The 14,218-nt window shown below is 51.3% G+C and carries 9 protein-coding genes and 1 pseudogene; 4 read left to right on the forward strand and 6 right to left on the reverse strand.

The window, feature by feature from the left end:
• Positions 1 to 269 precede the first annotated feature (269 nt).
• Positions 270 to 4,511, reverse strand: a complete 4,242-nt coding sequence (locus ACRJJO_RS08895; RefSeq protein WP_431065442.1) for a DEAD/DEAH box helicase — start codon at positions 4,509 to 4,511, stop codon at positions 270 to 272.
• Between the two features lie 905 nt (positions 4,512 to 5,416).
• Between ACRJJO_RS08895 and ACRJJO_RS08900 the strand changes: the two genes are divergently transcribed.
• The gene (locus ACRJJO_RS08900) at positions 5,417 to 6,130 is read left to right on the forward strand and encodes a hypothetical protein (protein ID WP_431065443.1); all 714 of its coding nucleotides are present in this window, start codon (positions 5,417 to 5,419) and stop codon (positions 6,128 to 6,130) included.
• Between the two features lie 193 nt (positions 6,131 to 6,323).
• On the opposite strand, the gene ACRJJO_RS08905 is transcribed toward ACRJJO_RS08900, so the two are convergent.
• From ACRJJO_RS08905 to ACRJJO_RS08925, 5 genes and pseudogenes are all read right to left on the reverse strand, one after another.
• Positions 6,324 to 6,893 carry a DUF2452 domain-containing protein gene (locus ACRJJO_RS08905; RefSeq protein WP_431065444.1) on the reverse strand — a complete coding sequence of 190 codons (570 nt, stop codon included), beginning with the start codon at positions 6,891 to 6,893 and terminating at the stop codon, positions 6,324 to 6,326.
• Positions 6,894 to 6,908: 15 nt separating this feature from the next.
• Positions 6,909 to 8,246 (reverse strand): nicotinate phosphoribosyltransferase, encoded by a 1,338-nt coding sequence (locus tag ACRJJO_RS08910; protein ID WP_431065445.1) that lies wholly within the window; start codon positions 8,244 to 8,246, stop codon positions 6,909 to 6,911.
• Positions 8,243 to 8,842 carry an isochorismatase family protein gene (locus tag ACRJJO_RS08915; RefSeq protein WP_431065446.1) on the reverse strand — a complete coding sequence of 200 codons (600 nt, stop codon included), beginning with the start codon at positions 8,840 to 8,842 and terminating at the stop codon, positions 8,243 to 8,245. Before ACRJJO_RS08915 ends, ACRJJO_RS08910 begins: the two co-directional genes overlap by 4 nt.
• A gap of 187 nt (positions 8,843 to 9,029) precedes the next feature.
• Positions 9,030 to 9,716, reverse strand: coding sequence for a protein-L-isoaspartate(D-aspartate) O-methyltransferase (locus tag ACRJJO_RS08920; RefSeq protein ID WP_431065447.1), 687 nt, complete (start codon positions 9,714 to 9,716; stop codon positions 9,030 to 9,032).
• Between the two features lie 206 nt (positions 9,717 to 9,922).
• A pseudogene (locus ACRJJO_RS08925) lies at positions 9,923 to 10,455 on the reverse strand (copper resistance protein NlpE).
• An 807-nt stretch (positions 10,456 to 11,262) separates the two neighbouring features.
• Here ACRJJO_RS08925 and ACRJJO_RS08930 point away from each other — a divergent pair.
• From ACRJJO_RS08930 to ACRJJO_RS08940, 3 genes are read left to right on the forward strand one after another with little or no spacing between them, the layout of a single operon-like run.
• Positions 11,263 to 11,871, forward strand: a complete 609-nt coding sequence (locus ACRJJO_RS08930; protein WP_431065448.1) for a TetR/AcrR family transcriptional regulator — start codon at positions 11,263 to 11,265, stop codon at positions 11,869 to 11,871.
• Positions 11,868 to 13,019: an efflux RND transporter periplasmic adaptor subunit gene (locus tag ACRJJO_RS08935; RefSeq protein ID WP_431065449.1), complete on the forward strand. Its 1,152-nt coding sequence runs from the start codon at positions 11,868 to 11,870 to the stop codon at positions 13,017 to 13,019. The genes ACRJJO_RS08930 and ACRJJO_RS08935 overlap by 4 nt, the downstream gene beginning before the upstream one ends.
• Positions 13,016 to 14,218 carry an ABC transporter permease gene (locus tag ACRJJO_RS08940; protein WP_431065450.1) on the forward strand — a complete coding sequence of 401 codons (1,203 nt, stop codon included), beginning with the start codon at positions 13,016 to 13,018 and terminating at the stop codon, positions 14,216 to 14,218. The genes ACRJJO_RS08935 and ACRJJO_RS08940 overlap by 4 nt, the downstream gene beginning before the upstream one ends.

The raw sequence follows: 14,218 nt of genomic DNA on the forward strand, positions 1-14,218 counted from the left end.
CCGTTAAAGGACGCCGTAAACCCAGCACCTAAATTATCCAAGACAATTAACCATGTCCAATGGGCTATGGAATTTAGGTGCTGGGTAAATACGTCCATGTAGGCTCTATGCCAGCTCCATGCTGGCAAAGCCTTTATCGAGCCCCCCGAGGCCTCCTCCGGCACTGCCGAAATTTGAAGTGCGAAAGATATAGATAAATATCGACTGGACACAGGCAAAAAAGGGCCTGAAGCCAAAGAGACACTTACTCTGAATTTTCGTTCTATCTTTTATTTTCGCAGTAAGGCTGTTTTATACTGCCATTCTTGCTCGGGTTCAACCGTCTCGACAAAAACCACGTCGTTTTTTTTCGACGACGCCAGCAATACGCCGTCTCGGTAAAGCAAACGATTGGCCGCCTGCGGACCGACCCGATCGCCGCTACCGATAATGCCGGTTAGATTGAGCGGATCGACGGTACTAATCGCTATCAATTCGCCGGTTTTCACTTGTTTTCGGCTATCGCGGAGCATCGAGACGGCTTGCGGCAAAGCGAAGTGCTCGCCGGCCAAACCCTGCACGAAGCGGCCGCCGCGCACTTCGCCGCTCGCTTCCAGTCGCCGATAGACATAGAGCAAATCGCGCCAAGAAGGAATGCCTTCTTCGTTATCGAGTAATTTGCGGAAGACCACGCCGTAGCGGTTCAATAAAACGCGCGCAATATGCTCGACCGGCTCGTAAGCATCCGCGCCGGCTTGCACCGGCCGCAATAAAGACCACCTGCCGGCTGTCGCCGAGGTATCGTGGGCGGAATAACGTCGGCTGCGGCGCTGCCGAATCGCGCTACTTTGAATCAAGGTTCGAAGGCCTTGAAAGCTGTCTGCGGTAATCAATCCAGCGGCGACCAATTCGCCAAGCGCCTCAAATAGTTGCGCATTCAACAAACCGGTTTCATCGCTGATTTCCTGAAAAAAACTGGCGCCCCAATTTTTCAAAACCGCGTGGACTTTTTGCGCGCCGCTCGATAGCTCGATCGCGCCATGATCCGGCAAGGGCGCATAGACGCGCCAAAAGGAAAGATGAGCTCTCGGGAGCAGCGCGATCGATGTGCTTTTACCGGCCGGCCTCGGCGTTTTGGCGGCGCTTTTAAATTTCAGTCGCAGCCAAACGAAACGTCCGGAGCTGCAGCAAGTATCCAATTGCGATGCAAAATAGGGTTTCAAGCGTTTCGGCAGTACATCGCCTTCCCATGCGGCGGCGGGCAAATTGCAGCCTTCCAATTGCTGCAAGACTTTTTCCAAGGCGGCTTCGCCCTCTCGCGGTTCGTCCAGGCCGTGCCAGTGAAACAAAAAACGCATGAAGTCGGCTTGCGCGACCGGCTGTATCTCGTTGCGTAATTGTTTGAGCGTGTAGCGATGAACCCGAGCCAACAGTCCTCGCTCGCACCATTCGGTCTGCGCGGTATCGGGACTGAACCGGCCTTGTATCGCAAAACCTTGCTGTTCCAATACGGCAAGCGCTTGTTCGACTCGTGCTTCCGGAAGGTTCAAGGAAGCTGCCAAATTCCGGGACGTAACAGGGCCCAAACCTTCTAATCGGCTACGCAAGATGTTTTGCAACGCGGCATCCTTCGTCAATTGGGGATCGGCGTCCACGGCGTCAATCGGCGGCTGCACCGCTATTCCGGGAAATAGCAACTGCAATTCATGCAAGCGTTCGGCAGCGGTTAGAATGCGGTTTCCGTTTGGCAGCACCAGTAATGCCGCTCGTCCGGCCTGCTGCAGTTGCTCGAACAAAGGGTATTGTTCGCGCGTGCATTCTTTTTCATCGATAAAACTCAACACGACCATCGCATCGTGCAATTCGTCGGCGGTGTTTGCTTCGGGCCAGGCTTCAAGCCGGACGCGCGCGATCGCGGCCGGATCGAGCCTGCCGATTTCGGCGGCTTCTTCGGGGTTAGCAAAGCGGCGTTGTTGAATCGCCAAGGTCCTTCTTTCCTCGGCCGGCGCGTCGTCCAAAAAGGCGTAAGGCCGAGCGTTCAAAATTTCCTGCGCCATCGGCGACGGCGCGCTCAAATCCCTCGCTACAATCTTGATCCGCCCGCTTTCTATGCCGTCCAACAGGGCTTCGAGCCCGTCGATGTCCATCAATTCGTGCAAACAATCCCACAAGGCTTGATTGACCAGAGGGTGATCCGGAATTTCGCGGTCTCCGGCGATGTTTTCGAAACAGGCCAATTGATCGGGGAAAATCACCGCGATCAAATCCTCGGCATTGTTGCGTTGAAATTGTGCAGGCACCCTTTTGCCGGCCCGATTACGCGGTACCGCGAGTGCGGTATTGGTCACCCAGCGCCAACGGGTCGGGAACATCGGCGCGGCCAACAAGGCCTGAATCAATACGTCTTTTACGGTCGAAGCTTTCAAATAGCCGGCCGGTTCCGTAAGCGGAAAGCTGTGCGTCGGCCCGAGCGATAAAACGATATTGTCTTCACCCGCGGCAGCTTGTAATTCGAAATTAAACTTGCGGCAGAAGCGTTTGCGAAGCGCCAGACCCCAAGCCCGGTTGATCCTCGAGCCGAAAGGCGAATGAATCACGAAATGCATGTCTTGCGTTTCGTCGAAGAAGCGTTCGAACACGATCGTTTCGAGTGTCGGTAACACCGTCAAGGCAGCCTTCGCAGCCGCTAAATATTGTGATAACTGCTCGGCGGCGACATGCGGCAAGGCTAAATCGATCAGATAACGATAGGCCGCGCCCTCGCCTTGTTCGAGCAGACTGTCGATCATTGCGGATAATCTTGAGACCGCTTCGGATAATTCGTTACTTCGCCCCGGCGCTTCGCCGAACCAAAACGGAATATTCGGAGGCTGACCGTGCGCGTCCTCGACATGAACCCTGCCCTGCTCGACCTTGAGCAATCGGTAGGAATTGTTGCCGAGTTGAAAAATATCGCCGGGGAGGCTTTCGAACGCAAAGTCTTCGTTGAGTGTTCCGACGAAAAGGCCTTCCGGCTGCAATATAACGTCGTAATCGAACAGATCCGGTATCGCCCCGCCGTTCAGCAACGCGGTCAAACGCGCGCCTTTGCGGGGCCGTAGCATGCCGTGTACGGCATCCCTGTGAAGATAGGCGCCCCGCCGGCCGCGTCGAGTATGAAATCCGTCGGCGAGCATTTTGACGACGGCTTTGAATTCCGTTTCGGTCAATTCCCGGTACGGCCAGGCCCTGCAAAAAGCCTGATACAGTTCGGTTTCGCGCCATTCGCGGCAAGCGACTTCGGCGACGATTTGTTGGGCCAGCACGTCCAAGGGATGCCTAGGGATCAGTATCGTATCGAGTAAATCCTGTCCGACCGCATAGAGTAAAGCGCTGCATTCGAGCAAATCGTCCCGCGACAACGGAAACAATCGGCCTTTCGGCGTAGCCCCCAATCGGTGACCCGAACGGCCGACCCGCTGCAGAAACGCCGATATCGAATGCGGCGAGCCCAACTGGCAAACCAGGTCAACATCGCCAATATCGATACCGAGTTCAAGCGAGGCGGTTGCGACCAGTGCTTTCAACAGGCCTTGTTTCAAACGCTGTTCGGCATTCAGGCGATGCTCTTTCGCGAGACTGCCGTGATGCGAGGTGACGGCTTCTTCGCCGAGCCGCTCGGCTAGCGCGGCTGCTACTCGTTCCGCCTGGCGCCGCGTGTTGACGAAAATCAGCGTGGTGCTGTGTTCGACGATCAATTGTTCGAGACGGTCGTAGATTTCGGTCCACACTTCGCCGGCCATGACCGCTTCGAGCGGCGAGCCGGATACTTCGATTTGGAGATCGCGGCGACGGACATGACCAGTATCGATAATCATACAAGGCTCGGCACGGTTGCCTATTAAATAATGGGCGATACCATCGAGGGGTTTTTGCGTTGCCGATAAACCGATGCGGACCGGTTCTGTTTCGGTCAACTGCGTCAACCTTTCCAGTGACAGCATGAGATGTGCGCCGCGTTTGTTGCCAGCCAAGGCATGTATCTCGTCGACGATGACGCTACGCACCGATTTCAGCATCTCGCGGCCAGATTCCGAAGTCAGCAACAAATATAACGATTCCGGAGTCGTGACCAGGATATGAGGCGGGAAACGTTTCATTGCCGCGCGTTCGGCTTGCGGCGTATCGCCGGTGCGGACCTGGGCGCGAATCACGATATCAGGCAAAGCCGCTTCGAGCAGCGCCATGCCGATACCGGTCAACGGGTCTTCCAGGTTTTTATGAATGTCGTTCGATAAGGCCTTGAGCGGCGATATATATAAAATTCGCGTTTCATCGGGCAACGGCGCTTCAATGCCCTGCTTGACCAATTGATCGATCACGGCCAAAAAAGCGGCCAAGGTTTTACCCGAACCTGTCGGCGCGGCGATTAATGTCGACGCCCCGCTTTGAATCGCCGGCCAGGCACGAACCTGGGCTTCCGACGGCTGTCCGAAACGCTCGATAAACCAGTCGGCCACGACCGGATGAAAGGCAGACAAAGAGTCGGTCACTGATATCGACTAGGGTTTAGCGAAAATAAACCCGCAAAGGTACACTTGCTCATTTGAATTGACCGCATCGATAGATATAGATACTTGAGATTTATAGATCTTTGGGAAGTTTTTACTTTAATCTTAGACAGGCTAGAGCACGGCAATTCAAATTGTATCCGATTAATTGCCGCATATATACTTCGCGCGGCCATGTTTGGGGATTTTATGGCAATGCTATTTTGTTCGGTAGCAAGGCGCGAAAACAGGCGCATAGCAAGCTATGTAACTGTTTTCGCAAAGCTACCGCTCCTGCTCACGCCCCTTACCTACATCCATGTAGGTAACGCAGCTACCGGACAAAAGAGCGCGTCAGAAAGCCGCAAATGTGGCCGTGCGAAGTATAACCTTTGCTAGTCGGATTCGGCGCCGTCGCCCAATCATGCGAGTAACATAACCTGCTTCAAGGATCGTTGTTTCAGGGAATTATTGAGTGCCGAAACCCAAGCAAAAAGCAGTCCGCCGAGTTGAAAAACTAGGGCATTTGCCTCATTTTGCGTGAAATGCCATAATCCTTTCACTTAATCATTTGTAGTCAACAAATGATCTAGAGCAACGCTGTTGCAATACTTCGCTATGTGAACTTCCTTTATTTACAATGTCTGTAGACAGACGAACATCATAAAATATTGCACAACAGAGAACGATAGTTAGACTAAACGCTAGACAAACCAATAAAACTCAGCAAAAGCCTTGCCAAAAACTGCGACATATTGTCGCGCGGCAATATGACACATTCAAATAGTACCTTAGTACTAATACAATGACTCCGGCTCTTGAAATACGCTTCTTAACGCCTCAGCTTATTCAAGATACTCCTCAATTATGCGATAGTGTTATCGCATTCTTTCCACTCGGGGATTACCATGAAACGAAACTACCAAATAGACGAACCGATACCCTTAAAACACCGACAACTTGTCCAACAAACTGCATTTCATGAAGCCGGTCATGCCTCGGCGATTTACTTGTGTAACCGACAAAAGAATCTACCGCCCGTTTACTTCCAAATAACATTTGGAGGCTTGTGCGCCTCCACACCCGTAGCAGACCGTCTAAAAAAGCTACCGCATTACAATTGGGTTGCTACCGTCGAAGGTGGAAATCTGATTCACAGCCTGCCTCTCTCGGTAATCGAAAGCAGCGGCTATTTTTCCGATCACGAAAGCCACGCCTATCAGCTAGCTTATGAAGCCGATATCATCAACCTGTTGGCCGGCCCACTGGCTGAAGCGAAATATGTCGCGGAACGTGATAATGAAACATTCAATCCTCGCCTAGTCAATGTTGAAGCTCTTAGATATTATGGCGGCACTTCCGATCTCGAAAAAGTTGACGAATATCTGGAAGCTTTAATAGCAACTCAAGATAAACGTAGCAAAAAATTAAACGAGCTTTTTTTGGCCGCATTCCGATTTATCGAAGACCCTAGCCATTGGTATGCCATCAATCGACTAGCCCATCATATTCTCGAAAACGACAATGAAATCATCGGCTGCGAAGAGATAATCGATGTAATAGACAACGCCCTATTGCCGTCCTTAACCTATGACAGGTTAAGTGCTAATTTCCGTTGTTAATTGAACCGGCCTGACCATTACCGCTTATGAAACTCGACTCCATTCCTTGCCGAGGTCGCGAAAAAAAAAAACAAAGCCTACGCGGCCTTGGCTTTAACCTCTCCGCCCTGCAATACCCTCCAAACAACGAAAACAATTAATGAACTGTTGAAATTGATTCATTATCAACCCTTCCAGAAACACCTTTAAATACCTAAAGATTTGCTATCTCGCACCGTTGTATTTGACTGTAACTTAAGCCGTTGATCCCACGTTTATACATTGATTGCCCGAGCGAACAGGCCAAACCCGAAGCCAATACCCGAGCATAAAAGGGCAAGGTTTCGCTATAAGTGGGCAAAGCCTCTTCGATGCGGTCAAATACTTGCAAGTGTCGGTCGAAATCTTCGCGTTGCCTTGCTATTTCGATCATCAACACCGAATTACCGAGACACGCCTCCGATAGCTCAAGCGACCAAGTCAGGTCGTTTTGTAATTCGCATTGACCGACATAAAGGCCTGATTGTGTCTCCGGCCATTGCTCCGGCGCGATCAATGATAAGCGGTAGCCGTCCGGCTTACGATAAAGCCAATAACATTGACCAAGCACCGGTTTGAATTTAATGGCGCTACTCAACACGAATAACGAGGTAAATAGCTCATCGGCAATCCGGTTTAAAGGCTTGGCCGGGACATTAAGGCCTCTGGTAAGGGTATACAAAGCATCAAGCACAGGAAGCAATCCTTTGCCTTGCGGATTAGGCGATTGAACATGCGAGCTCATTGTTAAAAATAACCCTTATGAATAACCTTCGTCGACACGTTGCGCAAGATGCTTGAGAGCATCTGAAATAACGACCGGATAATTTTCTTCGCGCGTCAATAACTTCAATTTGCCGGGCAGCGTATGCAGTTGATCTTGCGTTTCGAGGCGAATACGCTCAAGCGACCGCTGCATTCCGGTAATCTGACGACCGTTTTGCATTACTGGCTGCAATAACGGTTTACCGTCGAAAATTTCATCATCTACAGCGATTGTATCGCCGATCATGATTCCGTCAAGATCGAAGCGGCGATACACTTGTTTTCGCCCCGGCCAGGTAGCCTTGCCTTCCGAGCGTTTGCGTCTCGGCACGCCGGCATATTCCTGCAATTTATACGCACAATCCATGTAAGGTGCATCCGCCGAGGTATCCAGATACGTGCCGATGCCGTATCCGTCGATCGGCGCTTGCCGCGAACGAAAAGCTTCGAGTTGATATTCGTCGATGCCGCCGCTCGCAAAAATCGTGACTTTTCGCAAACCGCCTTCATCGAGTATTTTTCTGACGTTATGCGCATGCTCGGCAAGATCGCCGCTATCTAAGCGCACGCCTTTGATCCTTATGCCGGCCGCTTGTAATTTGGGCGCGAGAGCCACGACTTTTTTCGCGCCTGCCTCGGTATCGTAGGTATCGATCAATAATACGACATTATCGGGATTGGCTTCGGCAAAGCGTAGAAAGGCATCGCTTTCATCGTCGTGAGCCTGCACAAACGAATGCGCCATCGTACCGTAAATAGGTATGCCGAACTGCCGACCGGCGCAAACCGTTGCCGTCCCGCTAAAACCGGCCAAATAACTCGCTCTTGCCGCCAAAACGCCGGCCTCGGCGCCATGCGCGCGCCGAAAACCGAAATCGACCAATAGCTTGTCTCCAGCCATCAAAACCGAACGCGCGGCCTTCGATGCAATCAGCGTTTGAAAATGCAACAAATTGATTACACGGCTCTCTACCAATTGCGCTTCAGGAAACGGCGCGATAATTCTCAGAATCGGTTCATTCGGAAAAAACACGGTGCCTTCCGGCATCGCGTCGACACTCCCTGTAAATGTCATCTCGGCCAGGTAATCCAGAAAATCCGTCTTAAAATAACCGGTTGTGCTAAGCCAATCGATTTCGGCCTGGCTAAAACGCAGATTTTCAAGAAAATCGAGGACTTGCTCCAACCCCGCCGCAACCAGAAAATTTCGACTTTCCGGTAACTTACGCACAAAAAACTCGAATACTGCAGTCTCTGTCATCGCATGCCGATAATAGCCCTGAAGCATCGTCAATTGATAAAGGTCGGTCAATAAAGCATTGCGAGCAATCATGCTAATTCGTCCAATGTAATAAGATGCGCCCCTTCGTCCGCCATCATGCGTTCGGACTCTAAACCGTCTTGTGGGTGAACGTTCGCGGCCGCTAGCGCATCTTGTAACAAAAACACCCTATAGCCGAGTTTAAGCGCATCGCGTACCGTCTGCAACACGCAATAATCGGTCGCAATGCCGCACACAAACAAACGCTGTATCGAAGCGTTATTCAGTCGGCGCTCGAGTTCCGGATTTTCAAAGGCCGAATAGCCTTCCGCCTCGTTCGTATCGCCTTTGGACACAATGGGGACAGTCTCCGGGAGTACTAAACCGGGAGCAAACTCGGCGCCTTTCGAACCGGCGACGCAATGAATCGGCCAAGGACCGCCTTGATCGGCGAATGAACGATGATGGCTAGGATGCCAGTCGCGTGTCGCAAAAACCGGTAAGTGACTGCTCATGAATCGCTCGATATAAGCATTGACGACCGGAACGATTTTATCGCCGCCGGCAACCGCCAGCGCTCCGCCCGGCAAAAAATCGTTCTGAATGTCGACCACCAGCAACGCATCGCCTTGCTTGAGTCGTATTGGAAAAAAATCGATTTGACTCATCGCTTAGGAACGAGCATGAAATAACTTCGACAAATGCTGAAAGGGGTTCGGTGACTCGATTGACAGGCGTTGGCGGCGGGGATAGCCGCCGTCGAGCCTACATGGATGTATTCACGGCGTCCTGTCAAGCGAGTCGCCGAACCACCACAATGCCTAAAACTTGTAGAAGTAAATTTGTGCATATTCCTTACGGACTCGACTGATGATGAGCCGATTCCATATGTTTACCGGTAAAGGGTACAAAACTGACCCCCAATACCGTCCGCGAATCGAAGTTGCCTTGCGAGTCTTTCTCTATAACCAGCAATTCCTGATAGCAAAAGGGAAGACCGACGGGAATCACCAAGCGCGAGCCATTCCGTAATTGATCGATCAAAGGCTGAGGAATATGCGGCGCGGCTGCGGTAACGACGATGCCGTCATAGGGGGCGTGTTCCGGCCACCCGAGATATCCGTCGCCGTTACGGACTTCTATATTTTGATAATCGTAGTCTACAAGCCTTTCCCTCGCTTTATCGGCCAGGGTTTCGACGATTTCAACCGTATAGACCTGTTTGACCAGCCGGGATAAAATCGCCGCTTGATAGCCGGAGCCCGTACCGATTTCCAATATCGTGTCATCCGGCTTGGGAGCCAATAAATCGGTCATCAGCGCGACAATATACGGCTGCGATATCGTCTGCCCCAAACCGATCGGTACCGGACCGTTGGCATAGGCGTAATGCCGAGACTCCTCGGGCACGAACAAATGCCTCGGGACTTCGCGCATCGCATCGATAACCCGCTCATCCAAGGCATTCTTACCAATATAATGCCGCGTCAAGCGCACTTCGGCTTCAATATCATCGAGCATCTGCTGAATGTTTTCTTTCAAAACGCGCCCCAATTTTGAGTAATAAAAAAGTGTTTTGCACGTTCCTTATTCCCAGAAAAATCATTTCACTATGAAGAATAAAATTTTAATTCAATAGCTTATTAGCCTATGCACATCCTTTTTGCTCCCCTAAAAGGTTATTCAAAATTTTAGAGCAAGCCATTGAAAGACTACATGTGGTTCATGGTCAAACTGACGAGTCTAGGTTAATGTATATGCACTTCTCGAGACTTTACCTTATCACTTCTTCGCAAAACATAACGATCCGATTTATTATCCAACCTTGTGCCATCGTCATCTAATTGAACCAAAGCTCCATCATTCTCTATAAAATACCGCCGTATGTTTCCCCCACCTTTAAGTGGCGTTAATACAACGGTTTGACTATCCTCATTCCAGCTATATTTCCCTTTTTCATAATACTCCCTTGAGGACTCCCTTGCCGGCTGAGTTACCATCAAATAATTATTTTTTGTTTTAAAGACAACGTGACCTTGATGCCATTGCAATCACTGCACGGGAGATAACCGTAAAATACTCCGCGAAAAATTTGACTTTCATCGACATGATTTTCATGGAGCGCATGATCGTTATCCTTTTGCAAATGTTTTACTCGGGCTTTTGCAAGATTTTCTCGAGCTTCAAAATCTGTCGCCGCAATTACCGGCATCGCGGTAATAAGGCATCCGATTAGCAACACGAAGCGACGAGGTTTTAATTGTTTTTTTACTATTCGCATGGCAAATTTCCGAAAAAAAGTTGTGTTTAGAAAAAGAAGGATCAATTGGGACAACCGGTTTCAATTTTAAACCCGATACTTATGATACTGTACCGGTAGCAGATCGTAATTTCCGCCCAGATTACAGAGCGGCCGGTTTGAAGATCGATGTCGAGGTAGGTTGGCCTTTTGAGTTTAGCAAGCGAATTGCCGGAATCAAGCCTTCGGGGTTATATCGAGACCACTAATTCCCGCAACTTTTCATTCTTGTGAACATTAATCGAAAAGGTTTTGTAATATTACTGACGTTAATGAATAGAGGGCTCGGACCGACCCATTCTTGCCGGTCGCGTTTCTCCGTAGCTGCCAGTCAGCCAAATCCAGATTCTGCGAACTTGATGGCCAGAAAGCAATCATTGGTGACCTTACTCAACGTCGAATTGCTGTCGCACGGCACTTCCATAAAGCCGCCATCTGAGCGACCGCCAAACTTCGAGACCTGTCGAACGACTCATAAGGGACGGCCGCAGAATTCGGAAAAAATAGTACGCTAAGCTTTTATGGTAAGAGTTTAAGCGTTGTAAAAGCAATTAATGCATCAAGTTGATAAGACCGCGTGTTAGCACCTAGTTAGTCCAAACATATATTGATGTGTTATGCCGAAAAGGGGTAATCGTCATTGCTGGAGCGCACATTTTTCTTTAGAAAAATGCGTACGCTTCGATCAACAACTGAACCATCGTAATCTCCCACAAAATAATTTTCCGCTTGCATAATTTGTTTATTACACTAAGATAGTAATTAATTACTATCTTATTAGGTGCAATCGTGAATACCCATGTAAAACATCTTCCTGCGGATGAACGACGGGCCGTAACAGTCGAGGCGGTGGTTGAATTGGCGGGTTCGCAAAACCCCAGCGAAATCACAACTGCGGCTATCGCTAAACATATGAACCTGACCCAGGGCGCGTTGTTTCGTCATTTTCCGACCAAGGATGCCATTTGGCAGGCAGTCATGGAATGGGTGGCGGAACGCCTCCTGGCCCGGATTGATTGTGCCGCACAAGGTATTGAATCGCCTCTAGCCGCGATGCAGGCGATATTCATGAGCCACGTCGAGTTCGTGGCTGAGCATCCAGGGGTTCCTCGAATGATGTTTGGAGAATTGCAACGTGCCGAGCAAACGGCGCCCAAGCGCATAGTGCAAACCCTGATCCAGCGTTATGGAGAACGCCTGCACCGACTGATTGAGGAAGGCAAGGCCTGCGGCGAGCTGTCCGCCGCACTCGATACCGAAGCCGCGGCCACTCTGTTCATCGGCACGATCCAAGGTCTGGTCATGCAATCGCTGCTGGCCGGCAATGTAGAGCGTATCCGTCACGATGCGCCACGCGTCTTTGCAATTTATCAGCGTGGCATCCGGAGTGCGCAATGAATCGCATGCCTCTGCAAAAACGCACCTTGGCGCTGCTGGCCGTTATTGTGCCGCTGCTTGTGCTTTTCGTCTACGTCGCCTTACGATCCGGTCCGTTGGCACCGGTAACCGTGACGGTCGCGGAGGTAAAGTCAAAGTCAATTGCCCCGGCGCTATTCGGTATCGGCACGGTGGAGGCGCGCTATACCTACAAAATAGGTCCCACGGTTGCAGGTCGCGTGCAACGTCTGGAGGTGCATGTGGGCGATCGGGTGAAGGGCGGTCAAGTGTTAGGCGAGATGGATTCGGTCGATCTCGATGATCGCGTCCGCTCACAGGAATCAGCATTCAAGCGTGCCGAAGCGGCATTGCGCGAAGCGAAAACTCGGCAAGTGTATGCGAAGGCCCAGTTGCATCGATATGAACAATTGTTTGCGGTACGCTCAACCAGCGAGGAAATAGTCGCCACCAAGCGACAGGAATTGCAGATCGCAGATGCTGTACTTACTGTTGCCCATGAAGACGTCTCTCGTGCCCGGTCTGACAGGGAGGCGTTGATTACGCAGCGGGGCAACCTGCGTTTGATCGCGCCGGCTGACGGTTTGGTTAGCTCCCGCGATGCCGATCCCGGTACAACTGTCGTTGCTGGTCAAGCTGTGGTGGAAGTGATCGATCCCGAAAGTTTATGGTTGAACGTACGCTTCGACCAGATCAGTGCAACAGGGCTTGCCACTGGACTGCCAGCCCGCATTGTGTTGCGCTCGCGCAGTGGCCATGTGCTGGCCGGCCGCTTACTGCGGGTGGAACCCAAAGCAGATGCCGTGACCGAAGAAATGCTTGCCAAGGTGAGTTTCGATTTGCCTCCCGATCCATTGCCGCCGCTGGGTGAACTGGCCGAAGTTACAGTCGACTTGCCGGCGCTACCAGCCGCCCCGGTGATTCCCATTGCCGCCATCCATCGCGAGAATGGCCAAGTGGGAGTCTGGCAAGCTATGGACGGCGACCTGCACTTTACTCCCGTTAAACTAGGCGTTGCTGATCTCGATGGCCAAGTACAAATACGCGATGGACTGAAGGACGGCGACCAGGTAGTGGTTTACAGCGAAAAGGCGCTGACCACACGCAGCCGAATTCATGTGGTTGAACACATTCCCGGTGCAGCACGATGATCAGCTTGGCGGGCCGCGACATTCTCCATTCCTGGGGTAAGTTCGTGTTCACCGGTGTCGGATTGGGCTTATTGATCGGCGTGACGCTGAGTATGGCAGGCATCTATCGAGGCATGGTCGACGATGCACAGGTGATGCTGGACAATACAGGCGCAGACCTGTGGGTAGTGCAACAGGGCACTCAGGGGCCTTATGCCGAATCGTCCAGTCTGTACGACGACCTGTATCGCAGTCTACTGAATATGCCGGACGTAGAATACGCAGCCAATGTCACCTATCTGATTATGCAGGTAGGCCACGGCGAGCAGGATGTTAGTGCCATGGTGGTTGGTGTCACGGCAGGCAAGTCGGGTACGCCAGGACAGCCCCGGTATCTCGTCGCTGGGCGACATATCACCCGTAGTCACTATGAAGCCATTGCCGATATTTCCAGCGGATTTCAGCTCGGTGAGCGTATCCGAATCCGCCGTAATTTTTACACGGTCGTCGGATTATCCAAACGCACAGTGTCTTATAACGGTGATCCGATGGTTTTCATCCCGCTCAAAGACGCACAAGAAGCGCAATTTCTGAAAGACAACGATGCGCTGGTTCAGCAGCGCCGCCGCAATGCCGAGAACACGGACTTCAATCGCCCTGGCATTCCCGATCTGCTTGCTGTGGTAAACGCATCGCAAAGTACCAATACCACTGTGAATGCGGTACTTGTTAAGCTCAAACCCGGCTCACTCCCTGAGGATGTAGCCGAAACGATACGCCGCTGGACGCGCCTGCAGGTTTATACCCGTGCCCAGATGGAATCGATTCTGATGGACAAAGTAATCGATAAATCGGCCAGGCAAATCGCCTTGTTTTTGGTGATTCTGAGCATCGTCAGCGCGGCCATTGTCGCCTTTATCATCTATACCTTGACCTTGGGAAAAATCCGGGAAATCGCGGTGCTTAAACTGATCGGCACCAAGAACCGCACCATTGCCGGCATGATCATGCAGCAGTCGCTCGCGCTTGGCGTTATCGGTTTTGTGGTGGGAAAAATCACCGCCACCTTCTGGGTACCGATTTTTCCTAAGTACGTATTATTAATGCCGCTAGACTCCGTCGCAGGTTTTTTTGCTGTGCTGGCGATCTGCGCATTGGCCAGCCTTGTTGCTATCCGTATGGCGCTGAAGGTCGATCCGGCCGAAGCCATAGGAGGCTAA

It is taken from the genome of Methylotuvimicrobium sp. (assembly GCF_050611805.1).
Taxonomy (GTDB): Bacteria; Pseudomonadota; Gammaproteobacteria; order Methylococcales; family Methylomonadaceae; genus Methylotuvimicrobium.